The following is a 24048-nucleotide window of genomic DNA, read 5'->3' on the forward strand; positions in this document are numbered from 1 at the left end:
TCTCAGAATTCCACGTCCTGAAATTCAGGCTCTGGAGATGGCAGGGGCTGCTCTTCAGCGACCGGATCAGGCTCGAACATGTCGGCGCGAAGGATCTCCTGCATTTCGTCGTCAGGGATCGGCTGAGGCTCAGGCGCATAGAGCGAGCCAGGCGGCCCATACCAGGCGCCGAGGATGCCGACATACGTGCTGCCCGGAGGCACTTTGCCCTTGCTCGACGTACCAGCGCTGAAGCTTTCGCACTCGAACAGAAACTTGCGCCCTTCTGCCTGCATCCTCGCCTTGGCAGCATCGATGCGGTCCAGCAGCTTGAGCGTCGGGAGAGCGACCAGCCGGTTATCCTCGATCATCTGCCGTTCGGCCGCGAGATCGACCTGCCGCTGTACCGCCTCCATCTCGTCGCGGATTGCCGTGGACAGCTCGGCCGGCGATGGCGCCCAGGCTTTCGGCATATCCTTCAGCTCGCCCCGAATTAGCTTGACCACCACAGCCTCGATGGCATGCTTGGTGCACTTGTGGCAGGCGATGAGGTAGCTTTCCATCAGCTCCTCAGGGTTAGCCTTTCGAGGCGGCAAGGCGCGGAAGAGCTTGCCGAGGGCCGTCGAAATCTCGATGCTCGTAGCTGGTCTCAATCGTCCGTCCGTCATCGTCGTAATCCCTGAATTCTCTGGCTTTGGCATTGAAAAGATCGGCTAGATCCGGCTCACGCTGTGGCGGTGGCTGGCCGCGAGGCATGGTGCGATTGTCCAGCCATTCCGGCTCGAAGCCCTGCCAGCCGTTGGCGATCATCGCATCGGCCGCCGAGTTCGGATCAGCGCAACGAGCAAACTTTCCGGCGAGCAGCTTAGCGGCGTGGGCTGTGAGCGGCTTGCCTATCCGCTGGCGATGCTCGAACACGGCATCGACGTGGATGGGGTCGAGAACAACCATCAGCTCTGACCGGGGCGTTGGTTTTGCCGTGGGGGAAGAGCCCCCTTTAGGGGGCGAAGGGGGTATGGATTGATGGGGTTTAGGAGAAGGGGGTGTGGGGGAAGAACCTTCAGGGGAAGAAAGGGCGTCACCAGCGTCACAAACCGTAACGCGTGACGCCTTGTTACGCCTGTAACGCTCCTGACGTAACGCCGCAGATGAGCGCTTCTTCTCCGGCGGGTTGGATTCGTAGATCTCGGCAGCCTTCAACGCATCCTCGAGAGAGAACCCGGCATCGACCATCTGGCGGATGAATGTGACTGTGCTCATTCAGCGGCCTCCAACGCAAGGCTGGCTGACCTCGCCATAGAAATGAGCAGATCGCGGAAAGGTGCCGGCGTACCGATGCGAGGCGAGCTGTCCGTACCGCCGCCGCGGGCGCCTACCTCTCCGAGCCGCTTGGCTCGCTGTAGCCCCATGCGAGCGACAACTGCGGGGTCGAACGATGGCTCGCTGTAGCCCCATGCGAGCGACGGCAATTCGACACCGAAGGCATAGATGAGCGTAGGCTTGCGAGCATAATGCCCGTATCGGCCTTGCTCGACACAGCATGTCCATCCGCCGAGGAAATCAGCCATGATCCAACCACCGGCACGATCAGGCGTGTTTAGATCGAAGTGTGGCCACGCCAAAGAGCCCCACGGATGCTCAAGCACGCCGCCATAGGTGCGCACCGCGGAGAGCGCGGCAGCGAAGCATCCAGCATCGTCCCCGAGCTTCTTGCGCGCGCCTGTAGTCTTTACGGTCAGAGGCTGTCCGAACCACATCTTGCCCCAGCGCTGGCATGGAGGATGAGCCACAACAGGCCATGGGCCGGCATATTGACGGGCATCGCGCTCCTCATCCCAAGGATCGACACCATCAAGACCGTAATAGGAACCGTTCTTCTGGACGTAGAGGGCTGAGATCATCAATCCACCTCAGCCAACCGTCGATCGCGGTTCTTGAATTTGCCCTTGGAGCGGCGATTGCGTTTGAGGATCTCGCGCCGCATGCTGTCACGGCTCTGCTGCTTGATCTTGCCGAGCTGACCAATGCGCTCGTCTCGTTGTTCGTCGGTGAGGATCGTGACGACGAAGCCCTGGCGGATGATGTAGGCAAACCCATCGAGGCGAACGCAGACGTTCTGGAAGCCCGCCATGCACATGAGCATGACAGGTTTTGACATGATCAGTTCTTTGACAGCATCCACCGGCAGCTCGGCACGCTCGCAGCAGAACGCCACACGCTCCCTGTCGCATGAGAACGGCTGCCCGGCGCACCAATCATCCACCGGTAGGTTGAGCACGCGCTGCAGGTAGCGGAGAACGGCGTGGTTGGTGACCCTATCGAGCATCCACCACCTCCCGCCCGATGAACTTCGGCCCGCCGGTGTGCTGGGCGTGGAAGCGGTACCAGCTAACGTTATCGAGGCTCTTGTGCTTCGAGCCTTCAATCCAGCGAACCTTGCCGACACTGACGATATGGCTGCAGCGGTTCAGAAGGTCCGGCGTCTTCGGCTGCACGCCGGGACGCGTATCCATGGTGGTGTGCGCCCAGTCGGCATCGAGGATGATCCATGTGGGCGCGATCTTCATGCACCGCACGATGAGCGGATGGAGGATTTCCCGCGTCCAAGGGAAATTGCTGATGATAGCATCGAAGGTCGCTTCATCTTCGAAGCGATGCGTCATCGCATCATAGCCATATGAAATGTCGCCCTCGTAGGCGCAAACATAGCCATGCCGTTGCAGATGGCCGACCAGATGCCCCTCGCCGGCACAAGGCTCCGCGAATGTCTCGACGCCGTGCAGATGCGGCAGGAGAGGCAAGACGGCCTCATACGGCGTCGGATAGAAGTCTTTCTCGACGCGCGCGAAATTCGACCTTTTGCCCATCACGCCACCTTCCTGATGAGGTGATCGACCAGCCGTTCAGACTTGGTGCCGGGACCGTGGCAGAGCTTGTGGTGATAGGGGCAGTAGGAGGAGTCGCGATCGGTGGTGTTGCCGCAGAACAGTGTGTGTTCTTTCTCGCCACTGACAGCGTAGCGGCAGTCGTTCCATTCGAGATCGAGCAGCGACAGGTTCTTGGGATTGGGCCGGTAGACATCATCGAAGGACACCGGCTTCGGTGCCTCCATGAACTTGACCACCTCGGCCACCATGACCGGGTTATCCTTCGGCTTCGGCTGCCGAGGAGCGCGCATCAGCGGCTTTTTCACCGCCGCTCCGGCGTGCGGGCCACGAAGCGGAATATCCTTCAGCTTCTCGCCATGGCGAGCATAATAGCCAATCACCGCATTGCGGCTGACCTTGTGGCCGTGCAGCTCGAACAGCTTACGGGCGATGGTGGCGGCGGTACCGGTGCATTTCGGATATGCCTCGCGGATAGCCTCAAGCTTCTGCTCGATCTTCAGTAATTGCCAGCTGCTCATGGTGCCCTCACAGTTCAATGACAGGCGCCGGCACACCCGCGAGGCTGATAACCTCAACGATGAGACCGGCTTTGTTTCCGAGAATTTTCCAGCAGGACGAAAAGGAAACCTGCGCGTCGTCGGCGTAGGCGATCGTGTTCAGAGCGTCCTTCACGATCTTGGTGATGTTATCGCAGTCGGGCTTGGTCATCTTCCAGCCACCATCAACGGCATTGCGCCGCGCCTTGGTGGTGGTCTTCGGCCAGAGGTAAACCGCGACAATCTTGAGCTGCAGCGGACCTTCGAGCGGCCCGGGAAATGCTTCCATCTGCCGAAAAGCCTCGGCGCGGATCATGCCCATGTAATCCTGCTGACGCTTGGGCGTGAACTTGTGGGTGGTCTTGCCGCCACCAGCACGAGCCCATGGCACCACATCGCCAGGAATGATGAACTTGATCCGCGCCGCTACTGCCATCGTCAGGCCGCCTCAGGTGCGTCTGACGGGTCCGCGTCTGGCAGTGTCGGGTCGAGCGGCGCCACGAGGATTTCGCGCTTACCGCTGGTGTCAGCCGGGCCAACGACGCCTTCCTTCTCCATCCGCTCGATGAGCGATGCGGCACGGTTGTAGCCGATCGACAACGTGCGCTGGATGAACGAGGTCGATGCCTTGCCGCTTTGCCTGATGGCGACAACGGCGCGGTCGTATTGCTCGTCCTCGGCTTCCTCGTCATCCGACGTGCCGGGCAGCTCAGGCTGATCCTTGTCGGCCTTGGCCTCTGCCTTCGCACCCATGAAACCCTCAGGGCTGGCAAAGATGATAATGGCGGGCTGGCCGATGTTTTCGGCGATCTTCTCGATGTTCGCGACGGAAGATCCGGCAATCAGTTCTGCCTTGATCTCATCCTTGACCGTGAACTTTGCGATCCGGCCGAACATCGGTTCATTGCCGTTGCTGGCGACGATCGCCACGGCCTTGCGCACGAGGGTTTCGCATGCATTTCCGATGGCATAGATCTTATCGGCCTGCGCCTTTTCGCTCATCTTCGACCATGGTGTTTCCATGCTCCTGACATGCATCAGCATGGCATCGCGGAGATCGCCGAAAAGGGTATCTGCTGCGAGATCGAGGGCATCATCCTCGTTGTTCTCTTCTGTCATCGTCCATCGCTCCTGATGCTCTTCAGTCGGTTGACCTGCGGACGCATGAAGAGCTTTGCGCCGGGCAGGTGCTCGACCGCCATCTGGCAGTCGATATCGGTCTGGTTGGGAACCACGCCGCAGCAATCGCAAATGAGGCCGGCGTTGAGCACGGCATCACATTCGGGGCAGCGTGGGAGACGGCGAAGGGCGGCGGGCATCAGAACACCCGATGGCGGCGTTGGCGGGTGACAGCGAGAGCATCGCGCACCAGCACCAGGCCGAAATAGAAGTTGATCGACAGCCAGAGACCGACAGCGCAGATGATGAGCGTGCTCATTCCTGCCCCCGGATGTTCTCGTGCTTGGTCACGATGAGATCGGCGCTCGAGCGACCACGCAGTGGCGAAAGGTCCGGACGCTTCCAGAGCATCAGCCCGCAGTTCTTGAAGAACACCGACAGGGTGTTGCAGGCAGATGAGGCCCGAAGAAAGCAGTCGACTATGAAACCTCGCATCACATCTCCTCCTTGAGCGCGTCGAGCTGCTTGCGAAGAAACTCCTGCTTCGCTTCGAGCTCGGCGATGTGGACACCGCGGCGGAATTCCTTCCACCAGCGAGTGCCGGAACCGGCCATGATCTCCTGAAGAAGCTCGAACCCGGCGTCAGACCGCAGCAGGTTCACGAGAGCGTCGGCGCCCGGCTCAGTGCGCCCTTCGAGCCACAATTCAGCGGCTCGCATGCTGATTTGCGCGCGACCAGCAAGGTTTGCGGCGGTCTTTGAGGGCCAGAGACGGCGAGCGAGGCCACAAACGGCGTCAACATACCGAATCCCACTACGACGGTTCCCGAATCCACCTTCGGAAAAGAAAGACGATTGTGAGGACATCAAGCGGCCTCGACCGAGGAAGCTTGATCTGGGGCGTCAAACAGATCAGGCCGAAGTATCCACTTCGGTACCTTTCCTTCAGAAGCCTTGTGAATTGCGACTGCCACCTCAGGAGAGGTTTCAGCCTCGCGGTTCAGGAATCTCGAAATCGACTGCTGAGAAGAGCAGCCGATCGCTTCAACAAGTTTCGCCTGCGAGCCAAAAAACTCGATGGCAGAAACCATTCCAGGGTGCTGTTCAGCCTCTTGCATGAACTACTCGCTGTAACGGGATTGGTCTTAAAACCCGTTATAACTCTAAATCGAGTAACTTGCAATCGAGTTGGATTGAGTACCCGAAATCGGGTAGATTATTTTTATGGACAAGAGCTTCGGACAAATAGTTAGAGCAGAACGTGAGCGCCGCGGCCTCAGTCAGGTCGAACTTGCGCAGCTCACGAATACCACGCAGCAATCGATCGATCGCATTGAGCGTGACGTGGTGGCGCGCTCCAGATCTGCGCCTGAGGTGGCAGCCTTTCTCGAAATCCCGTTCCCCTTCTCGGGGCAAAGCACCATGCCGGATGCCGTGATCCGCCGAACACTCCCTGACGGCACCATTGACACCCAGATCGTCCAGATTAAAAATCCATCTCCGATCCCGCGCGAAAATCTCATAGGCCTGCCGGATCTGCCGATTTATTCCGCCGTCCGAGGCGGATCGTGGAGTGATTCAGTAGTCGTGTCCTCAGACCCGATCGATTATGTAAAGCGTCCTGAACCTCTCGCCCGAGCCAAGAACGGGTACGGTCTGTATGTGCTAGGTGACTCTATGGTTCCGGCCTTCCGCAATGGAGACTTGGCGCTGGTGCACCCAAATTTGCCTTACAGCGCAGGGGATGAAGTCATTATCAGCACGCATGACCATCACGGCGAGCACTATGCAATCCTGAAGCAGCTGGTGCGTGCGACAGCCGACACCTGGCACCTTCGCCAATATAATCCGCCGGATGGGGAGCCGGCAGAATTCTCCCTACCAAGGGAGAAATGGCCGACATGTCATCTTGTCGTCGGAGCATATCGGAAACGCTGATCGCAACCGCCTTGATATTGCTCTCTGTGGCGCAGCCGGGGCGATCAGAAGAGGTTGACTCGAAAGTTAAGGATGCGGTGAAGTGCATCCGCATGGCTATCCTATCGGTTGCAGATCAAGAGAGCGAGACAGCCGACACAATCGCCTCATATTCCCTAGAGACCTGCCATAAGTATGTCGATGAAGCTGGGAAGCGCTTCCATCAGATCCTGATACGAAAGGGCAACGACCTGTCAGAAGCCGAGCATAGGCTTCAACTCAAGGACCTCATGCTTCGTGATGCGAAGCGTTATGTTATTGAGGCTCGTGCCGTCGCCAAAAAACTCGGTCCAGACGGTTTCAAATTACTCGCTATGGAATTGAGCGGCAAATAACTCACATTCGAGTTGACATTGGCACTCGAAATCGAGTAGCGTTCTCCCATCAAAGGAGAGCGCCATGTTTTCTATCGCCTCACATGAAACCTCAAGTCAGCCGGCAGACGATCTCTATCTCTGGACCGATGAGGGCTATGACCACCTTCACGGCCATTCCAATGCTTTCGAGCATGTCCTTCCCACCATTCTGATTGACGATCGTCGCACCCCTGATGAGCTTTTGGAAGCGATCGCCGCGCGCGGTGCGCTTTTGGTCGCGATTGCGGCTGTTGTCGTCGCCGGCCTGATCGGTCTGGCGGGTTCCGTAGGTCTGGAGCGCACCGAACGCGCCACAGAGATCGCGGCGAGGATCTGACCGATGGTCAAGATGATCAAGCCCAGCACGATCAGCTTCCGAGCCGTCGTTACGGAGCAGGAAATCCGCGACCGCATGGCGCTGGAAGTGCTCGAACAGATCGGCGGCGTCGATGCCGACGGCAAGCCCCTCCCAGGTATCCACGTCAATGTCAAACGCGGCGATGGTCGCGCTGGCGGCTACACAATCGACATCAGCGGCCCAGCGCCGGCCCGCATCTATCTCCCAAAAGGTGAAGCATGATCCGCACCAAGATCACCCGCAAATTCATTAATCCGCGCGAATGCCTGCTCATCCGTACCGGTCACACTCTGACCGGCGGCAGCTATTTCATGGAAACCGACGTGCTGCCGAAGTGCTTCGACACGGCGGCCGACGCGATCCGTGGCAACGACGACTTCATTCAGGCCGTGCGCTTCGACATGGAGACGCTGACCGGCGAGGACGTTACCGAGGACTGCGCCGAGGCATGGCTGTCGGACTGGACCGGCACGCCCGACGAAAGTGTTCCCGAGTTCGTAAAGCACTCGGATGCCTTCGAGCGCTACTGCCAGGCCTTCAACGACAAGCAACCGGACCCGGACCAGCAGCGGCAGGAATGGCTCGATGACGAATATCGTTACGAGCACCTGAACCGGCAGGTTCCCGTGTTTCGTCAGCGTCGTGGCTTGCCGCCATTGCTGCGCGGCTCAGATCTTCTTTGAGGCGTCAAATGATCGACGCTAGAACCCTCCGCAACGTCATCGCCGTGATGCGAAATATCGACCGGGACCAGATCGAAACCGAAGTTGGCCGGATCACTGACGTGTTCTGGAATGAATTTCAGGCCAACCCGTACCGCTCATTTCTGCGCATGAATGACCACGGTCAGGCAGGGATTGCGCGGGTTGTGTCCGCGAGGATGCCAGAATGAACATCATCACCGCCGAGACCGCGACCGAGCAGGGCCTCTACCGCATGACCGAGAAGGCGTACCATGCCGATCCGTGCCCGACGCCCAGCCTCAGCCGATCGATCGCTGAAAAGCTCATTCTGGAATCGCCGCTTCATGCCCGCGCAGCTCATCCGAAGATGACGAAGCAGGAAGAGGCCGAGGAAAAGAACGACCGCAAGCGCGAGATCGGATCTGCCGGCCATGCCATGCTGTTGCAGCAGTCGACCGAGATTGCCGTGATCGACCACGACGATTTCAAGACCAAGGTGGCAAAGGACGAACGCACGAAAGCGCAGAAGCGCGGCGCAATCCCGCTCCTGACAGCAGACTACGAGCAGACCGTGGCGATGGTCGAGAAGGCACGCGCCACGCTTGCACAGCACGATCACCCGGCTATCCGCGCTCTGGCATCCCCGGACGCCGAGGCCGTGCGCATGAACGAAGTGACCGCCGTCTGGAAAGACCGGTGCGGCGATCTGTGGGCACGAGCTCGCATGGACCGGATCAGCATTACCGGCGATCGGCTGACGATCATCGATTACAAGACCACGGAATTGAGCGTAGAACCTGATGCCGTCGCCCGCGCTATCTACAACAACAACTATCATTTTCAGGATGCGTTCTATCGCCGGGCCGTCCGCGCACTCTTCCCCGAGATCGACCGGCACGAACTGAAGCTGGATTTCCTATTCATCCTGCAGGAGCAGGAACCGCCGTTCGAGATCACCGTGGCGCGCGTCGATGCTGCCGGCCGCGTGATCGGCGAAAAGATGGTGTCCGACGCTTTCCTGCTCTGGCGCAAGTGCATGTCCGAAAACTGGTGGCCCGGCTATCCCGGCGGCATCGTTGAGGCGGAAATGCCAGCCTACATCGATACGCGTTGGACCGCCCGCGAGCTTGAGCACCCTTACTTGCAGAAGCTCGGCCATGACCCGATGCCGGTCTACGAAGCCCAGCCCTACAAACCCCGCCAGATCATGGAGCCGAACTGATGGAACTCAACCAGGAACGTATTGAGGCGGCAATCGTCGCCGAAGTGGCCGACAAGATCATCGGCGAAGAAGAGCTTTTTAGCCGAGTCCGCACCGCTGTCGATGCCCGCATCGCGCAGCTCTTCAAGGATCAGGCAGATGCCCAGATTCGATCTGCTATCGATGCTGCCATCCAGAGCGGCTTTGACCGCGAATATACCCGCGTCAATTCGTGGGGTGAGCGAGAGGGCAAGCCGACCACGATCCGCAAGGAACTGGAAAAGGTCATCGGCAACTACTGGAACGAGAAGGTTGGGAAGGACGGGAAGCCATCCTCCTATGCCTCTGATCGAGACATAACCCGCGCCGAGTGGATTATGGCGAAAATGGTAGCTGCCGACTTCAATGCTGAAATGCAGCAGCATGTTGTCAATGTCGGAGGCGCCCTCAAGGATCAGCTTCGCGCATCGTTGCACGGGACGGTCAACGAGCTCCTGTCTGGCATCTTCCGGGTGAATAGCCATGGAGATCAGGAAATCAAAAAATCGGATGGCCGCACCGGCTATGTCGGCAATCTTCCTACCGGTGGCGCAGCATGACCGCGACCTTCACTGATGGCGTGCGCGACGACACGTCTTTGATCATCGGCATTGCCGGGCCTTCCGGATCTGGCAAGACCGTCAGCGCGCTCCTTCTCGCGCTCGGTTTGGCTGGTGATGAGCCGATCGCCTTCATCGACACCGAGGGCGGCCGGGCGCGGCACTATTTTCCGACACCATCCGACACCCGCCCGCAGTCCGAGCTTCTGAAGGAATTCCTGTTCCGGGTGAAGTACATGGACATGCGCCCGCCCTTCACGCCGAAAGCGATCTGGGATGCGATCAACCAGGCGGTCGATAAGGTTGGCGCCCGCGTCGTCGTCATCGACTCCGCTTCGGATGAATGGGAGGGCGTGGGCGGCCTGCATGACATGCATGTTGCCGAGATGGCCCGACTGGCGAAGAAGCCATATGACAGCCTTCAGGATTGGGAGCTGCACAAATTCAACTTCCCAGCATGGGCGGTTCCGAAGGCCGAGCATAAGACGCACCTGATGAAGAACCTGCGGCAGGTTCGCGCCCACGTCGTCTTCTGCTTCCGCGCCCGCGAGGTAACGAAGCCGGTCGAAATCACCGACGACAATGGCCGCAAGCGCACCACAGTGCAGAATGTCGGCTGGCAACCGATTTGTGAGCAGAACATGCTCTATGATCTGACCATCAGCTTCATGGTCACTCCCGATGCAAAGGGCGTGCCGCTGATGCAGAACGGTCAGTTCTACGGAAAGCTCAACCCGCCCTATTCGCAGTTCTTCCAGCCTGGCAAGCAGGTTTCTATGGAGACCGGCGAGCGACTCCGCGCATGGGCACGCGGCGAATCCACCAGTTCCCAGCCTGTTACCCCCCGTTCCCCGCGGCAGGCTGAGAAGGAGACCGGCTCCGATACGCCTCCCAAGCCGGAGTCGGTCTCCGATAATGACAGCCAGGCGCTCCTGCGCGAGTATCACAACAAGCTCGCAGCCGAGATCGACCCCGCCGACCTGAAAGCCGCCCACGAGCTTTTCAAGCCCCGGCTGACCGATAACACCACCGAGACCGCGAAACGCATCCTGCGGGCGCACAACGACCGCCTGAAGGGCGTGGTGGATGCCGATGCGACCAACACGTATGTCGATGGGCTGATTGAGGATCTGGCGTGATGGCCGAAAACAGTGGAATTTCGTGGACACGCCACACTTGGAATCCGTGGATGGGCTGCACCAAAGTCAGCCCTGCATGCGATGGTTGCTATGCTGAAGCCCTCATGGACAAGCGCTATGGAAAGGTGCAGTGGGGCAATGCTCCTCGTGTTCGTACCGGCGCCCACACATGGAACGATCCATTCCGCTGGCAGCGACAGGCTGAAAGGGATGGCGACCGCCCATTCGTCTTCTGCGCCAGCCTCGCCGACATCTTCGACAACCAAGTTGATCCGCAGTGGCGTTCCGACGCGTTCGAGGTCATGCGCAAGACGCCGCGCCTCGTCTACCTGCTGCTGACGAAGCGACCGCAGAACATCATCAAGCTAGCGTCAGCCGCCGGTGGCTTGCCGAGCAATGCCGCGATCGGAACGACGATCGAGGATCAAAAGCGGGCCGATATCAACGTTCCCGCCCTTATCGCGGCGAAACATATCGTCAGGCCTGAGTTTGCATTCGTGTCTTGTGAGCCACTTCTTGGGCCGATCAATCTCCGCGAAATGATCCTTGATATCGAATGGGTGATCACCGGAGGTGAGACAGACCAAGGTGGCCATTTGGCTCGCCCTACGCATCCAGAATGGTTTCACGACCTTCGACGGCAGTGTGTCGTTTCAGGGGCAGCATTCCACCATAAGCAAAATGGCGAATGGATGCCGTGGCGTCCGCTGGATGGAAACCCTGGGAACAAGCCGATACAGCACGTCATGGCCGACGGGAGCGAATACTATCCAGGCAATTACGGCTCATCGCTTCAGTCCATGATCAAAGTCGGCAAGAAGGTCTCCGGTCGCGAGTTGCGAGGCGTGACTTATGATGCGTTCCCGAAGGTGGCGCCGTTATGACCAAGGCCAGCTCACTCTTCCTTACCGAGGGCGAGCTTGCCGACCGTATGGGCATCAAGCTCGATATCCTGAAGACAGCATTGCCGGCACTCGCCCAGGCTGGTTTCCCGCAGCCAGATCCGCTTTTCGGCGGCCGAAGGTATTGGCCGGCCTGCGAGGCGTTCCTTGACCGTCGATATGGACTCTCGTCATCATCCGGTCAGGGCAATCCCGCCCTTGATGAGGAAGAACCATGGAAACGGAAAAAATCGGCCTGAAGCGGCGGCCGAGGCAGGACGGCACCACCGCCTATTATTGGGTGGCATCGGCGGTCTCGCGCAACACTGAAGGCTATCCGATCAAGACCGTGCGCGTGCATGGCAACACCATGGATGAGATCGCGGCAAGGTGCCGCGTGCTCACGTCAGAGCTTAAGCAATGGCTTGCAGAGAAGGGGCAGGGGCCAAAGGTGCAGTTCGACGGCACCTTGCGCTCGCTCATCCGCATGTATCGCACGACAAAGGGCTCTGGCTATCTCACGGTGAAGAGCAACACCCGCGAGATGTATGATTTCAGCCTCGACATTCTGGAGAAAGAATGCGGGATGCGTAGGCTTGAGAAGGTGACAGGTCTCGATATCAGGGGTTGGTACGAGCATTTCAGCGAGCCGGCAGAGGATACCGAGAAGCAGGCCGAGCGCCGAGCGGAAGCCTTGAAGCAGGGCATCACTTTGCCGCCGAACCCAGAGCGGCCACGCCGAGCTTATCAATGCATGCAGCTCCTGCGGATCGTCGTCAGCTTCGGAGTCGTCGCCAATATCACCGAATGCTTCCGGTTGAAGGCGGTTCTGGAATCGATGACGTTCCACGTCCCACGCGGGCGCACCGAGCAGATCACCTTCGAGCAGGCAGAGGCCATCTGCAACAAGGCGATCGAGAAGGGGCTGCATTCCATTGCGCTCGCCCAGGCTCTTCAGTTCGAGCTCACCCTGCGGCAGATCGATGTTATCGGACGCTGGGAGAAGGTGGACGATCACCGGGACGGCGGCATTATGGATCGCGGCCAGCGCTGGCGTGACGGTCTGCTCTGGTCGCATCTCGATAGCAATGGCATCCTCAAGAAGCCGACCAGCAAGGTTGATGATGTGACGGCCGAGCATGACACGATGCAATATCCGTTCCTTCGGAAGATCATCGACATGGTGCCATCCGAGAAGCGTTTCGGCCCGATGATCAAATCAGAGAAGACCGGCCTGCCATATCGCCAGCGATACTTCTCCGATGTCTGGCGTGAAATAGCGGATGATGCAGGCGTGCCGAAGACGGTATGGAACCGTGACAGCCGAGCCGGCGGCATCACCGAAGGCTCAGATGCAGGGGCGGATCTCGAACATCTGAGGCATCACGCCAATCACAAAAACGCGGCGACCACGCAGCGCTATAACCGCAAGACGCTGGAGAAAACCCAGAAGGTCGCACAGTTGCGTGTCGCTCACAGAGGCACCGGGAACGCACCGGAAACAGACGTGTAGGAACGCTGTTGGAATGCGTAGGAACGTCAGGATAGACTATCAGATTGATTTCATTGGTGATCCCGGCGCGATTCGAACGCGCGACCCCCAGATTAGGAATCTGGTGCTCTATCCTGCTGAGCTACGGGACCACTTGGATGCCATGCATACAAAAGGCTTGGCGTTAAGCCAAGCCCTTTCAGTATATCCAATGTCGTTTCGCTTCAGGCGCCGAGGCGCTGTTCGGCGAGGCGCACCCAGTAGGAAATACCGTGGGCGATTGCATCGTCGTTGAAGTCGTAGGCGGGGTTATGCAGGCCGGCAGTGTCGCCATTGCCGATGAAGATGAAGGCGCCGGGGCGAGCGTTCAGCATGTAGGAGAAATCCTCGCCGCCCATCATCGGATCGACCTCAGGATTGACGTTGGCTTCGCCGGCTATGTCGCCGGCGATGGCGACGGCATGTTCCGTTTCATCCGCATGGTTGAAGGTGACGGGGTAGTTGCGGTGGAAGTTGATATCGGCTTCCGCGCCATGGGCGACGCAGATGCCATCGACCACTTGGCGCAGGCGTGCTTCGGCTTGGGCGCGCACCTCGTCATCCAGCGTGCGGATCGTGCCGGCGAAGGTTGCGTCATTGGGTATGACGTTATGGGCGAAGCCGGCATTGAACTTGGTGACGGAGACCACGACCGAGCGCAGCGGATTGACGCTGCGCGAGGCGATCAGTTGCAGGTTTGTGACGATCTGTGCGCCGATGGCGATAGGATCGATCGTACGGTGCGGCTGGGCCGCATGGCCGCCACGGCCCTTGATGGTGACGGTGAACTCGTCGGTCGCCGCCATGATAGGGCCTTTGCGGGTGGCGAACTGGCCGACGGGCAGACCCGGGAGATTGTGCATGCCGTAGACCTCTTCGATGCCGAAGCGCTCCATCATGCCGTCCTTGACCATCAGGTTGCCGCCGCCGCCGCCTTCTTCGGCGGGCTGAAAGATCACAGCGACATTGCCATTGAAGTTGCGGGTCTCGGCGAGATACTTCGCTGCACCCAGCAGCATGGCCGTATGGCCATCATGACCGCAGGCATGCATCTTGCCAGGTGTTTTCGATGCCCAAGGTTTGCCGGTGATTTCGGTGAGCGGCAGGGCATCCATATCGGCGCGCAGGCCCACCGTGCGGCTGCCGTCGCCTTTGCCCTTGATGAGACCGACAACGCCGGTGCGGCCGATGCCGGTGACGATTTCGTCGACGCCGAATTCTTTAAGCTTTTCAGCAACGAAGGCGGCCGTATTTTCGACTGCGAAGAGAAGTTCCGGCCGTGCATGGATGTGACGGCGCCACTCTGCGACTTCGTCCTGAAGTTCGGCGGCTCTATTCAGAATCGGCATTCTTGGCTTCCTGTGAGTGAAATGCGTGGGGCCTGTCTGAAAGCATCACGAGGGCGTGATGCCTTGGAAATAACTTAGTCAATGACCTTTGCCATGTCATAGCCATATAGGGTAAATAGGGGAAGGTTTCGAGATAATTCCCTGAAGGACGAGCACTTGTCGACGCGCCACGATCGTTTGTTCGCCGCTTTGCGGCCCTTTTCTTTTATAGCGACAGCAACGGCGGTTCTTGTCTCGTCCGTTACACTTGCTCACGCCAATCCGCATATTCTCGTCGACGTGCAGACCGGCCGCGTGCTGGAGCATGAAGAAGCCTTCCGCAAGTGGTATCCGGCTTCGCTCACCAAACTGATGACTGTCTATACGGTTTTCGATGCGATCCGATCCGGCCAGATCAGTCTCGACACCCCCGTTGTCATGAGCAAGCGGGCCGCGTCTGCGCCGCCGGCAAAGATGGGTTTCAAGCCGGGCCAGAAATTCACGCTCGACAGCGCGTTGAAGATCCTGATGGTGAAGTCGGCCAATGACATCGCCGTTGCCGTTGCGGAAGCGGTCGGCGGCACCCAGGAAGCTTTCGTCGTGCGTATGAATTCCGAGGCGGCGAAGCTCGGCATGACGGATTCGCATTTCGTCAATCCGAACGGCCTGCCGGGCAACGGGCAATATACAACGGCCCGCGACCTTGCGATTCTGACGGTGGCGCTGCGCCGCGACTTCCCGCAATATGCCGGCTATTTCTCGCTGGAAGGTTTTACGACCGGCAAGCAGAACGTTCCGAACATCAACATGCTGATCGGCCGCTTTGCTGGCGCCGATGGCATGAAGACCGGCTTCATCTGCGCGTCTGGCTTCAATCAGATCGGTTCTGCGACACGTAACGGTCGTACGCTGGTGTCGGTCGTTCTCGGTACCGACAGCCTGGCGGCCCGCGCCGACGCCACCGCAAATCTGCTCCAGAAGGGCTTTACCACGCAATTTGCGGCGAACGATACGCTGGGCTCGCTGAAGCCTTACGGTCCCGGGCAGGACCAGGTGAATGACATCACGGCCGATATCTGCAGCGCAAAGGGCGCAAAAGTGCGTAGCGAAACGCGCGACGAGGTTGGCCGCATGAAGGTGCAGTCACCCTATATCCACGAGATGGATCATGAGCCGCAATTCGTGTTCGCGGGCCTCATTCCGGGCCAGGATGCGCAGCCGGTCGCCCAGAACGACAAGTCTGCCAAGGGCGATGCAGTCGAAGCACTCGCCAACGTACCGGTTCCGCTTCCGCGGCCGACATCCTTCTAAGGAAAAACCATGAGCACGTTTAGCGACAAGATTCCGGTCACCATCCTGACCGGCTTTCTCGGCGCCGGAAAATCGACGCTGCTGAATCGCATCCTCAAAGATCCCGCCATGAAGGATGCAGCCGTCATCATCAATGAATTCGGCGATGTTGGTATCGACCATCTGCTGGTCGAAAGCTCAGGCGATTCCATCATCGAGCTCTCCGATGGCTGCCTCTGCTGCACCGTGCGCGGAGAACTGGTCGACACGCTGGCAAACCTCATGGATGCGGTGCAGACGGGCCGCGTGAAGCCGGTTAAGCGCGTGGTCATCGAAACCACCGGCCTTGCCGACCCGGCTCCTGTCATGCAGGCGATCATGGGCAATCCTGTCATCGCGCAGAATTTCGAGCTGGATGGTGTGGTCACTGTTGTCGATGCCGTGAATGGCCTGCAGACACTCGACAATCATGAGGAGGCACGCAAGCAGGCGGCTGTTGCCGATCGGCTGATCGTTTCGAAACGGAACATAGCCGGCGATACGGATGCACTGATGGCACGTCTGCATGGCCTCAATCCGCGCGCCGCCATCATGGATGCCGACAGCGATGCGGCAGGCTCGGCGCGTATTTTCGTCAACGGGCTTTATGATCCCGGTACAAAAATCGCCGATGTCCGCCGTTGGCTGCATGATGAGGAAGAGCACAAGGGGCACCATCATCACCAGCATGGCCACGATCATGATCATGGGCATCACCACCATCACGGCCACGAACATCAGGACCCGCACGACGTCAACCGTCACGATGCTTCGATCCGCTCCTTCTCGATCATCGAAGAGAAGCCTATCGATCCCATGGCGCTCGAAATGTTCATCGATCTCCTGCGTTCGGCGCATGGGGAAAAGCTCTTGCGCATGAAGGCGATCATCGCGACGTCCGACCGGCCGGAGCGACCGCTGGTGTTACATGGCGTTCAGAGCATCTTTCATCCGCCGGTTCGGCTTCCAGCCTGGCCGGATTCCGAGGACCGGCGCACGCGCATGGTGCTGATCACCAAGGATCTGCCTGAGGCTTTCGTGAAGGATCTTTTCGACGCGTTCGTGGGCAAGCCGCGGATCGATGCGCCGGATCGGGCAGCCCTCAGCGACAATCCGCTCGCCATTCCGGGCATGCGGATCTGACGATCATCCCTTGCGGATCAGGAAACGGTGGCCGCGCTCGGTCTTTTCGGTGCTGATAAGCTCGTGGCCGTCTTCATTGCAGAAATGCGGGATGTCGATGACGGCAAGCGGATCGCTGGTATCGACGAGGATCGTTGCGCCGCTCGGCATAGACCTCAGCTTCTTGCGCGTCTTGATGACGGGAAGCGGGCATTTCAGCCCGCGCAGATCGTAGAGAACGGCGTCCAAGCCGATCAGTTCCTGGCCCAGAACTTCCAGAACGGCTTCTTGGTGGCGTCGGCGGTTTCCTGCGGCGCGGGTTCAGGCGCGGCATAGGCCAGCGGGTTTTGCATCGGCACCGGAATATTGGCTGGCAGCGCTGCGGCAACGGTCGCAGCCTGAGCCTGCGTCGTCGGCGTAGCGGCAGCTGCGGTCTTTGCAGTCACGCTCTTTGCGGCCTGATTGGCCAGCATGTCTTCGAGCTCGGCAACCTTGACCATGCGGCCGGCCTCAAGCGACGTGCCGGTTGGAGCATAGGCGAGTTCGCGGCCCTTGCGCAGCTTGGCGACGACAGCCTTACGTTCTGCTTCCGTCGGGTCGTACCAGGCAAGCCCGTCATATTTTTTCAGGGCCGCCTGGTATTCGGCATCATAGGTCTTGCCGTACGAAGCGAGAGCGGCTGTCAGCGCCGGCGGCGTCGACATGGCCGGGCACGCGCCGGCCGGATTGAAGCTGCCGCCGTTGATGGCCTGCTGGTTGAAGACGTATTTCTTCTCGCAGACGTTCACTTCCGGCGGGCGCTTGGTGACTTCGAAATTGTCGTAGCCGACCTTCAGCATCTTCCAGAAATCATAGTTTGGGTCGAGGCGGTGCTTGACCATGTTCTCGGCCGTCATGCGGAAGGGGAAGGCCTGAAGCTGGACGCTCTCCTGGCCGCCCTTGAAGGCGTCACGGGCAAAGGCGTAGATTTCCAGAACCTGCTGATCGGTCATGGAATAGCAGCCGGAGGATGAGCAGGCACCGTGGATCATCAGATCGCTGCCAGTGCGGCCGTTGACGGCGTCATAGCGGTTCGGAAAACCGGTATTGATTGCCAGATAATATTTAGAATTGGGATTCAGGTTGGCACGGCTCAGGTTGTAGAAGCCTTCCGGCGCCTGCCGATCGCCGGTCTTGACCTTCGGGCCGAGCTTGCCGGACCAGGCGCAGATCTTGTAGCCGGCGATCTTCTCAAACCGGTTGTCCGTCTTCGCCTTCCAGACTTCCAGCGCACCTTCTTCCTTGAAGATGCGGATCATGATCGGCGAGTTGCGGTCCATGCCCTTGGCCGACATGTCGGCAAGGATATGGGCGGGAAGCGGCTGTTCCACCTTGTTCTTGACGGTCGAAAGGTCGATGCCTTGAGCCGATTCCAATGCGTCATTGCAGCCGGTCAGAGCCAGCGCCATGAGTGAAACATAGGCAAAATGACGTATGCGCATTCAATCAGCCCATCAAAAATGCGACCCAACCCGCTTATGGAAACCGGCGTAGCGCGGAATCATAGGCGGCTTATACTTGATAAATCCTTACCAGCCTATGACTTGCGCGGACGTGTCCTGCAAGCGCAATGTTACAGATAACATTATTGTGGCCAAGATTTGGCCCCAATCGGCTGCGCCGGTTTGTGGAACTTACAGATTGCGGCCCATGGCGAGGAATTTCTGGCGGCGGTCGTTGCGCAACTGTTCGCCGGAGCGGGAAGCCATTTCGGCCAGCGCATTGGCGATGACGTCGCCCGTCGCGGCGATGACGCTGTCGGGATCACGGTGTGCGCCGCCGAGCGGTTCGGGGATGATGCCGTCGATGACGCCGAGCCCCTTCAGGTCTTCGGCGGTGATCTTCATGTTGGTCGCCGCTTCCTTGGCGCGGGTGGAATCGCGCCAGAGAATCGAGGCGGCACCTTCCGGCGAGATGACGCTGTAGATCGAATGTTCGAGCATGTAGACGCGGTTGCCGGTGGCGATCGCGATCGCGCCGCCCGAGCCGCCTTCGCCAATGACGATCGAGATCAGCGGCACCTTGACGGCGAGGCACATTTCGGTCGAACGGGCGATGGCTTCGGCCTGACCGCGTTCTTCGGCGCCGACACCCGGATAGGCGCCTGCGGTATCGACGAGCGTGATGATCGGAAGCTGGAAACGATCGGCCATTTCGAGGATGCGGATCGCCTTGCGGTAGCCTTCCGGACGGGCGCTGCCGAAATTGTGCTTCAAGCGGCTCTTGGTATCGTTGCCCTTTTCCTGGCCGATGACGGCGACCGGCTGGCCGCGGAAGCGGGCAAGACCAGCCTGGATGGCGGCATCCTCGGAAAACTTGCGGTCGCCGGCAAGCGGCGTGAATTCCTGGAAGAGGGTCTTAGCATAGTCGACGAAATGCGGACGCTGCGGGTGGCGCGCGACCTGCGTCTTCTGCCAGGCGTTGAGCTTCGAATAGATCTCGACAATTGCCTCGCGGACGCGGACTTCGAGCCTGCCGACTTCGTCGGAGGTGTCGATGCTTTCGTCTTCCGTCGCCAGCTTCTTAAGCTCGATGATCTTACCTTCGAGGTCGGAGATCGGCTTTTCGAAGTCGAGATAGTTGTGCATGAGGTGCGTTTCCGTTCCTTGTGCGCGGGGCAGTTTCCTGGTTCCGTCCCTTGTCGCCGGTCCTATTCGTGCTTTTTCGCCTGTTTTGCAAGGGGGTGGTGCGTATGGACGAGTTGCTGGAGCCGTTCTTCCAGAACATGCGTATAGATTTGTGTCGTCGAAATGTCCTGATGGCCGAGAAGTTCCTGCACCACGCGCAGGTCCGCGCCATTGGCCAGAAGGTGGCTCGCGAAGGCGTGTCGCATGACATGCGGAGAAATCATGGAAGGCGTCAGGCCGGCGCGGATCGCCAACATCTTGAGATCTCGGGCGAAGACCTGCCGCGGGAGGTAGCCTTCCTTCGAGGCAGCGGGGAATAGCCAGGGGCTGTCCTGAGGCTGTTTTGATGCGGCGTTTTCGGCCGCCAGCATGCGGCCGTAGGCTTTCAGCGCGGCAATTGCCGATTGGGAAAGCGGTACCAACCGCTCCTTGTTGCCCTTGCCGCGGATCATCAGGAAACGTCCTTCCTGATCGAGAACGCGGGCGGGAAGCGAGACGAGCTCGCTGACACGCATACCGGTGGCATAGAGCAGTTCCAACAGTGCCAGCATGCGCATGCGGTGAAGCTGGCCGGCGGCAGGGTCAGCGGCCTCGGTTTCTGCCTGAGTAAGCAGCTTGGTCACTTCATCGACGCCCATCGTCTTCGGCAGGGAGCGGCCCTTCTTCGGTGCGTCGAGAATGCTGGTCGGATCGTCGGTGCGTAGGCCCTCGGCATAGAGAAACTTGTAGAACTGGCGCATGGCGGCAAGGCGGCGGGCCTGCGAGGAAGGCTTGAAACCCTGCGCGGACAGCGAGCCAAGATAAGCGCCGAGATCGCCGGATGCCGCCTCTGTCAGGCGGATGCTGCGGCCGTGCAGGAAGGAGCGCAGGTCGTCCAGATCGCGTTCGTAGGATTGCAGCGTATTGACTGCAGCACCCCGCTCGGCACTCATCATTTCCAGGAATGACTCCACATGGACGCGGCCGAGGTCCTTCATCGCGTCACTTCTTCGTGGTGTTGATGGTGCCTGTCGAGGGCGGGTTTACCCGCTCGGAAGGGATGCGGATCGTCACATCCCGCTCCTGCGGCTCGACGAAGGTGACGAGCGCCCACATCGCTCCATAGATCAATCCGGCAATGACCGCCAGGACGGACAGGAAACGGATCAGGCTCGGCATCCGGCTACTCCTTAGAACTGCTTCTGTTATAAGAAGCATGTTTGCAAGTGCAAGAAGGCGCAGTGAGACCATGATTCCCTTGCCCGCGACTTGACGCTACACCCGCATTTGTCGATACCGTTTGCAAACAAAGTGTGAATGGACCGATGAGTGAACCCCCAGTTTCCGTTGCAGACAGCCTGAGAGATAGAGCTCGCGCCGCGCTCGGTTCACGCAATCTCATCCTCGTCGGCCTCATGGGAGCCGGAAAATCCTCGGTCGGTCGCCTCGTTGCGCACCAGCTCGGCATTCCCTTCATCGACAGCGATATAGAAATCGAGCGCGTCTCGCGCATGACGATCACCGAGCTTTTCGCCGCTTATGGGGAAGAAGAGTTTCGGGCGCTCGAAGCTCGGGTGATGAAGCGTCTGCTGAAGGGCGGCCCGCGTGTCGTCTCTACCGGTGGCGGCGCCTTCATCAATGCCCGCACGCGCAAGCATATCAAGAAGGGCGGCCTTTCGGTCTGGCTGAAGGCAGATCTCGACGTGCTCTGGGATCGGGTCAATAAGCGCGATACACGTCCGCTGCTGAAGACCGAAAACCCGAAGCAGACGCTCGAAAATCTGATGAATGCCCGCTATCCCGTTTATGCGGAGGCCGATCTCACGGTGCTTTCGCGCGACGTGCGCAAGGAAGTCATGGCTGATGAAGTGCTGAGAGCCGTGGTCGAGGCCCAGAAAGAAAGTGCAGTATCATGAACACGATCACGTCAGCTTCCGCCGTCCGCAAGGTGCATGTGCCGCTTGGCGAGCGAGCCTATGATATTATGATCGGGCCGGGGCTGATCGCCCGCGCCGGCAGTGAGGTCGCCTCGCGGATCAAGGGCCGCAAGGCCGCGATCGTCACCGACGAGCATGTGGCACCGCTTTATCTCGATGCCTTGAAGGCAAGTCTGGATGCTGCAGGCATCGCCTCGGCGTCAGTCGTCTTGCCGGCCGGCGAGAAGACCAAGAGTTTCGAGCATTTGATCAATGTCTGTGATAAGGTTCTGGAAGCCCGCGTTGAACGCAACGACTACGTCATCGCGCTCGGTGGCGGCGTCATCGGCGACCTCTCGGGTTTTGCCGCCGGCATCGTCAGGCGTGGTGTGCGTTTCGTACAGGTGCCGACCTCGCTGCTCTCCCAGGTTGATTCTTCCGTCGGCGGCAAGACCGGCATCAATAGCCGCCACGGCAAGAATCTCATCGGTGTGTTCCATCAGCCGGATCTGGTTCTTGCCGATACCGATGTCCTGAATTCCCTGAGCGAACGCGAATTCCGCGCCGGTTATGCCGAAGTCGCCAAGTATGGCCTGATCGACAAGCCGGATTTCTTCGCCTGGCTGGAGAACAACTGGCAGGCAGTCTTTGCCGGTGGCTCGGCTCGTATCGAAGCGATTGCGGTGAGTTGCCAAGCCAAGGCAGATGTCGTGGTTGCCGACGAGCGGGAAAACGGCCAGCGGGCGCTGCTCAATCTCGGCCACACCTTCGGCCATGCGCTGGAGGCCGCGACCGCCTATGACAGCAGCCGGCTGGTCCATGGTGAAGGCGTTTCGATCGGCATGGTGCTGGCGCATGAATTTTCGGCGCGCATGAACCTTGCAAGCCCCGACGACGCCCGCCGTGTCGAGGCGCACCTGAAGGCCGTCGGCCTGCCGACACGCATGTCGGAGATCCCAGGGATCCTCCCGCCGGCCGAAGTGCTGATGGATGCGATCGCGCAGGACAAGAAGGTCAAGGGCGGCAAGCTCACCTTCATTCTCACCCGTGGCATCGGCCAGTCTTTCGTCGCCGATGACGTGCCGGCTTCCGAAGTGATCAGCTTTCTCAAGGAAAAACATCCCTGATGTCAGTCGAGGGCACCCTGGCGTTTTTATCGGTCTACTGGCCGGAGATCATTTCGATCGCGGCCCTGGTATTGATGTCTGCCTTCTTTTCGGGATCCGAAACCGCGCTGACCGCTGTTTCGAGAAGCCGGATCCATACGCTGGAAGCCAATGGCGATGAGCGTGCCGGTCTCGTCAGAACCCTCATCGAGCGTCGTGACAGGCTGATCGGTGCGCTGCTGATCGGCAACAATCTCGCCAACATCCTGTCGTCGTCGCTGGCTACAAGCGTGTTTCTGGGAATCTTCGGCAATTCCGGTGTGGCGCTGGCAACTCTTGCCATGACCATTATCCTTGTCATCTTCGCGGAAGTCCTGCCGAAAAGTTGGGCGATCTCGACGCCGGAGCGTTTTGCCCTCACCGTTGCGATACCGACGCGGATATTCGTCGCCGTGGTCGGTCCGATTTCTTCCTTCGTCAATGGTATCGTTCGCCGGATCCTCGGCCTTTTCGGAATCAATCTGTCGCGCGAAGTTTCGATGCTGTCGGCACACGAAGAGTTGCGAGGCGCTGTCGACCTGTTGCATCGCGAAGGCTCGGTGGTGAAGGCGGACCGCGACCGCCTCGGCGGTGTGCTCGATCTGGGTGAGCTCGAGCTTTCCGATATCATGGTCCACCGGACGGCGATGCGCGCGATCAATGCCGACGATCCGCCGGAGTCAGTGGTTCGGGCGATCCTCGAAAGTCCCTATACGCGTATGCCACTGTGGCGCGGTACGATCGACAACATCATCGGTGTCGTGCACGCCAAGGATCTGCTCAGGGCGCTCGCCGAGCCGAACATGGAGCCACAGCAGCTCGATATCGTGAAGATCGCCCAGAAGCCCTGGTTCGTGCCCGACAGCACCAAACTCGAAGATCAGCTCAATGCCTTTCTGCGCCGCAAACAGCATTTCGCCGTTGTCGTAGACGAATATGGTGAGGTGCAGGGCATCGTTACGCTCGAGGATATTCTCGAAGAGATCGTCGGCGACATCTCGGACGAGCATGATATCGACATGCAGGGCGTACGACAGGAGGCCGACGGTTCCATCGTCGTCGATGGCGGCGTGCCGATCCGCGATCTCAATCGTGCGCTCGACTGGAACCTGCCGGATGAAGAAGCGACGACGATCGCCGGTCTCGTCATCCATGAATCGATGACCATTCCCGAAGAGCGGCAGGCCTTCACCTTCTATGGCAAGCGTTTCGTCGTCATGAAGCGGGAGAAAAACCGCATCACCAAGCTGCGCATCCGTCCCGCTGAGGAAGACGAGACTAAACTCGCCTGAACAAGATTTCCGTTACCGGCACCAT

Annotated in this window: 34 protein-coding genes, 1 tRNA gene and 1 pseudogene; 17 read left to right on the forward strand and 19 right to left on the reverse strand. The window is 59.4% G+C overall.

The features are described from left to right. Positions 1–2: 2 nt before the first annotated feature. From FHT78_RS26610 to FHT78_RS26665, 12 genes and pseudogenes are all read right to left on the reverse strand, one after another. Positions 3–632 carry a hypothetical protein gene (locus tag FHT78_RS26610; RefSeq protein ID WP_183749552.1) on the reverse strand — a complete coding sequence of 210 codons (630 nt, stop codon included), beginning with the start codon at positions 630–632 and terminating at the stop codon, positions 3–5. Continuing rightward, positions 556–1239 carry a hypothetical protein gene (locus tag FHT78_RS26615; RefSeq protein WP_183749553.1) on the reverse strand — a complete coding sequence of 228 codons (684 nt, stop codon included), beginning with the start codon at positions 1237–1239 and terminating at the stop codon, positions 556–558. The genes FHT78_RS26610 and FHT78_RS26615 overlap by 77 nt, the downstream gene beginning before the upstream one ends. Further along, entirely contained in the window at positions 1236–1880 is a 645-nt protein-coding gene (locus FHT78_RS26620) for a hypothetical protein (protein WP_183749554.1), read from the reverse strand. The genes FHT78_RS26615 and FHT78_RS26620 overlap by 4 nt, the downstream gene beginning before the upstream one ends. Then, positions 1880–2305 carry a hypothetical protein gene (locus FHT78_RS26625; RefSeq protein WP_183749555.1) on the reverse strand — a complete coding sequence of 142 codons (426 nt, stop codon included), beginning with the start codon at positions 2303–2305 and terminating at the stop codon, positions 1880–1882. The genes FHT78_RS26620 and FHT78_RS26625 overlap by 1 nt, the downstream gene beginning before the upstream one ends. Then, complete coding sequence (locus tag FHT78_RS26630) at positions 2295–2846, reverse strand: hypothetical protein (protein WP_183749663.1); 552 nt, start codon at positions 2844–2846, stop codon at positions 2295–2297. Before FHT78_RS26630 ends, FHT78_RS26625 begins: the two co-directional genes overlap by 11 nt. Then, the gene (locus FHT78_RS26635; protein ID WP_183749556.1) at positions 2846–3385 is read right to left on the reverse strand and encodes a GcrA family cell cycle regulator; all 540 of its coding nucleotides are present in this window, start codon (positions 3383–3385) and stop codon (positions 2846–2848) included. Before FHT78_RS26635 ends, FHT78_RS26630 begins: the two co-directional genes overlap by 1 nt. A 7-nt stretch (positions 3386–3392) precedes the next feature. Next, positions 3393–3839: a RusA family crossover junction endodeoxyribonuclease gene (locus tag FHT78_RS26640; RefSeq protein WP_183749557.1), complete on the reverse strand. Its 447-nt coding sequence runs from the start codon at positions 3837–3839 to the stop codon at positions 3393–3395. 2 nt (positions 3840–3841) lie between these two features. After that, positions 3842–4078, reverse strand: a pseudogene (locus FHT78_RS29500) (DNA translocase FtsK); the annotation flags it as partial. Positions 4079–4518: 440 nt separating this feature from the next. Next, positions 4519–4722, reverse strand: a complete 204-nt coding sequence (locus tag FHT78_RS26650) for a hypothetical protein (RefSeq protein ID WP_183749559.1) — start codon at positions 4720–4722, stop codon at positions 4519–4521. Between the two features lie 115 nt (positions 4723–4837). Further along, positions 4838–5017, reverse strand: coding sequence for a hypothetical protein (locus FHT78_RS26655; protein WP_183749560.1), 180 nt, complete (start codon positions 5015–5017; stop codon positions 4838–4840). Continuing rightward, the gene (locus FHT78_RS26660; protein WP_246715432.1) at positions 5017–5241 is read right to left on the reverse strand and encodes a hypothetical protein; all 225 of its coding nucleotides are present in this window, start codon (positions 5239–5241) and stop codon (positions 5017–5019) included. Before FHT78_RS26660 ends, FHT78_RS26655 begins: the two co-directional genes overlap by 1 nt. A 146-nt stretch (positions 5242–5387) precedes the next feature. Continuing rightward, entirely contained in the window at positions 5388–5639 is a 252-nt protein-coding gene (locus FHT78_RS26665) for a YdaS family helix-turn-helix protein (protein ID WP_183749561.1), read from the reverse strand. A 106-nt stretch (positions 5640–5745) separates the two neighbouring features. On the opposite strand from FHT78_RS26665, the gene FHT78_RS26670 reads away from it, so the two are divergent. The 12 genes from FHT78_RS26670 (at position 5746) to FHT78_RS26725 (ending at position 13228) form a co-directional block, all read left to right on the forward strand. Further along, positions 5746–6459 carry a LexA family transcriptional regulator gene (locus FHT78_RS26670; protein ID WP_183749562.1) on the forward strand — a complete coding sequence of 238 codons (714 nt, stop codon included), beginning with the start codon at positions 5746–5748 and terminating at the stop codon, positions 6457–6459. Next, entirely contained in the window at positions 6414–6833 is a 420-nt protein-coding gene (locus tag FHT78_RS26675) for a hypothetical protein (protein WP_183749563.1), read from the forward strand. The genes FHT78_RS26670 and FHT78_RS26675 overlap by 46 nt, the downstream gene beginning before the upstream one ends. Positions 6834–6897: 64 nt before the next feature. Then, positions 6898–7191, forward strand: coding sequence for a hypothetical protein (locus FHT78_RS26680; RefSeq protein WP_183749564.1), 294 nt, complete (start codon positions 6898–6900; stop codon positions 7189–7191). A 3-nt stretch (positions 7192–7194) separates the two neighbouring features. After that, complete coding sequence (locus tag FHT78_RS26685) at positions 7195–7434, forward strand: hypothetical protein (RefSeq protein ID WP_183749565.1); 240 nt, start codon at positions 7195–7197, stop codon at positions 7432–7434. Continuing rightward, a complete protein-coding gene (locus FHT78_RS26690) occupies positions 7431–7895 on the forward strand; it encodes a hypothetical protein (protein ID WP_183749566.1) in 465 nt (154 codons plus the stop codon). The genes FHT78_RS26685 and FHT78_RS26690 overlap by 4 nt, the downstream gene beginning before the upstream one ends. An 8-nt stretch (positions 7896–7903) precedes the next feature. Beyond that, positions 7904–8104 carry a hypothetical protein gene (locus FHT78_RS26695; RefSeq protein ID WP_183749567.1) on the forward strand — a complete coding sequence of 67 codons (201 nt, stop codon included), beginning with the start codon at positions 7904–7906 and terminating at the stop codon, positions 8102–8104. Beyond that, complete coding sequence (locus tag FHT78_RS26700; protein ID WP_183749568.1) at positions 8101–9117, forward strand: PD-(D/E)XK nuclease-like domain-containing protein; 1017 nt, start codon at positions 8101–8103, stop codon at positions 9115–9117. Before FHT78_RS26695 ends, FHT78_RS26700 begins: the two co-directional genes overlap by 4 nt. After that, positions 9117–9695, forward strand: coding sequence for a hypothetical protein (locus FHT78_RS26705; RefSeq protein WP_183749569.1), 579 nt, complete (start codon positions 9117–9119; stop codon positions 9693–9695). Before FHT78_RS26700 ends, FHT78_RS26705 begins: the two co-directional genes overlap by 1 nt. Continuing rightward, the gene (locus FHT78_RS26710; RefSeq protein ID WP_183749570.1) at positions 9692–10834 is read left to right on the forward strand and encodes an AAA family ATPase; all 1143 of its coding nucleotides are present in this window, start codon (positions 9692–9694) and stop codon (positions 10832–10834) included. The genes FHT78_RS26705 and FHT78_RS26710 overlap by 4 nt, the downstream gene beginning before the upstream one ends. Continuing rightward, a complete protein-coding gene (locus FHT78_RS26715) occupies positions 10834–11718 on the forward strand; it encodes a phage Gp37/Gp68 family protein (RefSeq protein WP_183749571.1) in 885 nt (294 codons plus the stop codon). Before FHT78_RS26710 ends, FHT78_RS26715 begins: the two co-directional genes overlap by 1 nt. Then, positions 11715–11975, forward strand: a complete 261-nt coding sequence (locus tag FHT78_RS26720) for a winged helix-turn-helix domain-containing protein (RefSeq protein WP_183749572.1) — start codon at positions 11715–11717, stop codon at positions 11973–11975. Before FHT78_RS26715 ends, FHT78_RS26720 begins: the two co-directional genes overlap by 4 nt. After that, the gene (locus FHT78_RS26725; protein WP_183749573.1) at positions 11951–13228 is read left to right on the forward strand and encodes a site-specific integrase; all 1278 of its coding nucleotides are present in this window, start codon (positions 11951–11953) and stop codon (positions 13226–13228) included. The genes FHT78_RS26720 and FHT78_RS26725 overlap by 25 nt, the downstream gene beginning before the upstream one ends. A 54-nt stretch (positions 13229–13282) precedes the next feature. Here FHT78_RS26725 and FHT78_RS26730 read toward each other — a convergent pair. Then, a tRNA-Arg gene (locus FHT78_RS26730) sits at positions 13283–13359 on the reverse strand. 72 nt (positions 13360–13431) lie between these two features. After that, positions 13432–14595, reverse strand: coding sequence for a M20 aminoacylase family protein (locus FHT78_RS26735; RefSeq protein ID WP_183749574.1), 1164 nt, complete (start codon positions 14593–14595; stop codon positions 13432–13434). A 156-nt stretch (positions 14596–14751) separates the two neighbouring features. On the opposite strand from FHT78_RS26735, the gene FHT78_RS26740 reads away from it, so the two are divergent. Together FHT78_RS26740 and FHT78_RS26745 are read left to right on the forward strand one after the other, a co-directional pair. Next, positions 14752–15885, forward strand: a complete 1134-nt coding sequence (locus tag FHT78_RS26740) for a D-alanyl-D-alanine carboxypeptidase family protein (RefSeq protein WP_183749575.1) — start codon at positions 14752–14754, stop codon at positions 15883–15885. Between the two features lie 9 nt (positions 15886–15894). After that, complete coding sequence (locus FHT78_RS26745; protein ID WP_183749576.1) at positions 15895–17046, forward strand: GTP-binding protein; 1152 nt, start codon at positions 15895–15897, stop codon at positions 17044–17046. 3 nt (positions 17047–17049) lie between these two features. On the opposite strand, the gene FHT78_RS26750 is transcribed toward FHT78_RS26745, so the two are convergent. The 5 genes from FHT78_RS26750 to FHT78_RS26770 all read right to left on the reverse strand — a co-directional run bounded on the left by FHT78_RS26750 (position 17050) and on the right by FHT78_RS26770 (position 20849). After that, positions 17050–17274, reverse strand: coding sequence for a sulfurtransferase TusA family protein (locus FHT78_RS26750; RefSeq protein ID WP_183749577.1), 225 nt, complete (start codon positions 17272–17274; stop codon positions 17050–17052). A 5-nt stretch (positions 17275–17279) separates the two neighbouring features. Beyond that, the gene (locus tag FHT78_RS26755; RefSeq protein WP_183749578.1) at positions 17280–18506 is read right to left on the reverse strand and encodes a murein L,D-transpeptidase family protein; all 1227 of its coding nucleotides are present in this window, start codon (positions 18504–18506) and stop codon (positions 17280–17282) included. Between the two features lie 192 nt (positions 18507–18698). Beyond that, the gene (locus FHT78_RS26760; protein ID WP_183749579.1) at positions 18699–19652 is read right to left on the reverse strand and encodes an acetyl-CoA carboxylase carboxyltransferase subunit alpha; all 954 of its coding nucleotides are present in this window, start codon (positions 19650–19652) and stop codon (positions 18699–18701) included. A 62-nt stretch (positions 19653–19714) separates the two neighbouring features. Then, complete coding sequence (gene xerD / locus FHT78_RS26765; protein WP_183749580.1) at positions 19715–20668, reverse strand: site-specific tyrosine recombinase XerD; 954 nt, start codon at positions 20666–20668, stop codon at positions 19715–19717. 4 nt (positions 20669–20672) lie between these two features. Continuing rightward, complete coding sequence (locus FHT78_RS26770; RefSeq protein ID WP_007822234.1) at positions 20673–20849, reverse strand: hypothetical protein; 177 nt, start codon at positions 20847–20849, stop codon at positions 20673–20675. 146 nt (positions 20850–20995) lie between these two features. Here FHT78_RS26770 and FHT78_RS26775 point away from each other — a divergent pair, with 146 nt between their 5' ends. Genes FHT78_RS26775 through FHT78_RS26785 form a run of 3 tightly spaced genes read left to right on the forward strand, consistent with a single transcriptional unit; the run spans position 20996 to position 24023 of the window. After that, entirely contained in the window at positions 20996–21586 is a 591-nt protein-coding gene (locus FHT78_RS26775; protein WP_183749581.1) for a shikimate kinase, read from the forward strand. After that, positions 21583–22713 carry a 3-dehydroquinate synthase gene (aroB, locus tag FHT78_RS26780; protein ID WP_183749582.1) on the forward strand — a complete coding sequence of 377 codons (1131 nt, stop codon included), beginning with the start codon at positions 21583–21585 and terminating at the stop codon, positions 22711–22713. The genes FHT78_RS26775 and aroB overlap by 4 nt, the downstream gene beginning before the upstream one ends. Beyond that, positions 22713–24023, forward strand: a complete 1311-nt coding sequence (locus FHT78_RS26785) for an HlyC/CorC family transporter (RefSeq protein ID WP_183749583.1) — start codon at positions 22713–22715, stop codon at positions 24021–24023. Before aroB ends, FHT78_RS26785 begins: the two co-directional genes overlap by 1 nt. The last annotated feature ends 25 nt before the right edge of the window (positions 24024–24048 follow it).

The organism is Rhizobium sp. BK196 (genome assembly GCF_014193255.1).
Classification (GTDB): Bacteria; Pseudomonadota; Alphaproteobacteria; order Rhizobiales; family Rhizobiaceae; genus Rhizobium.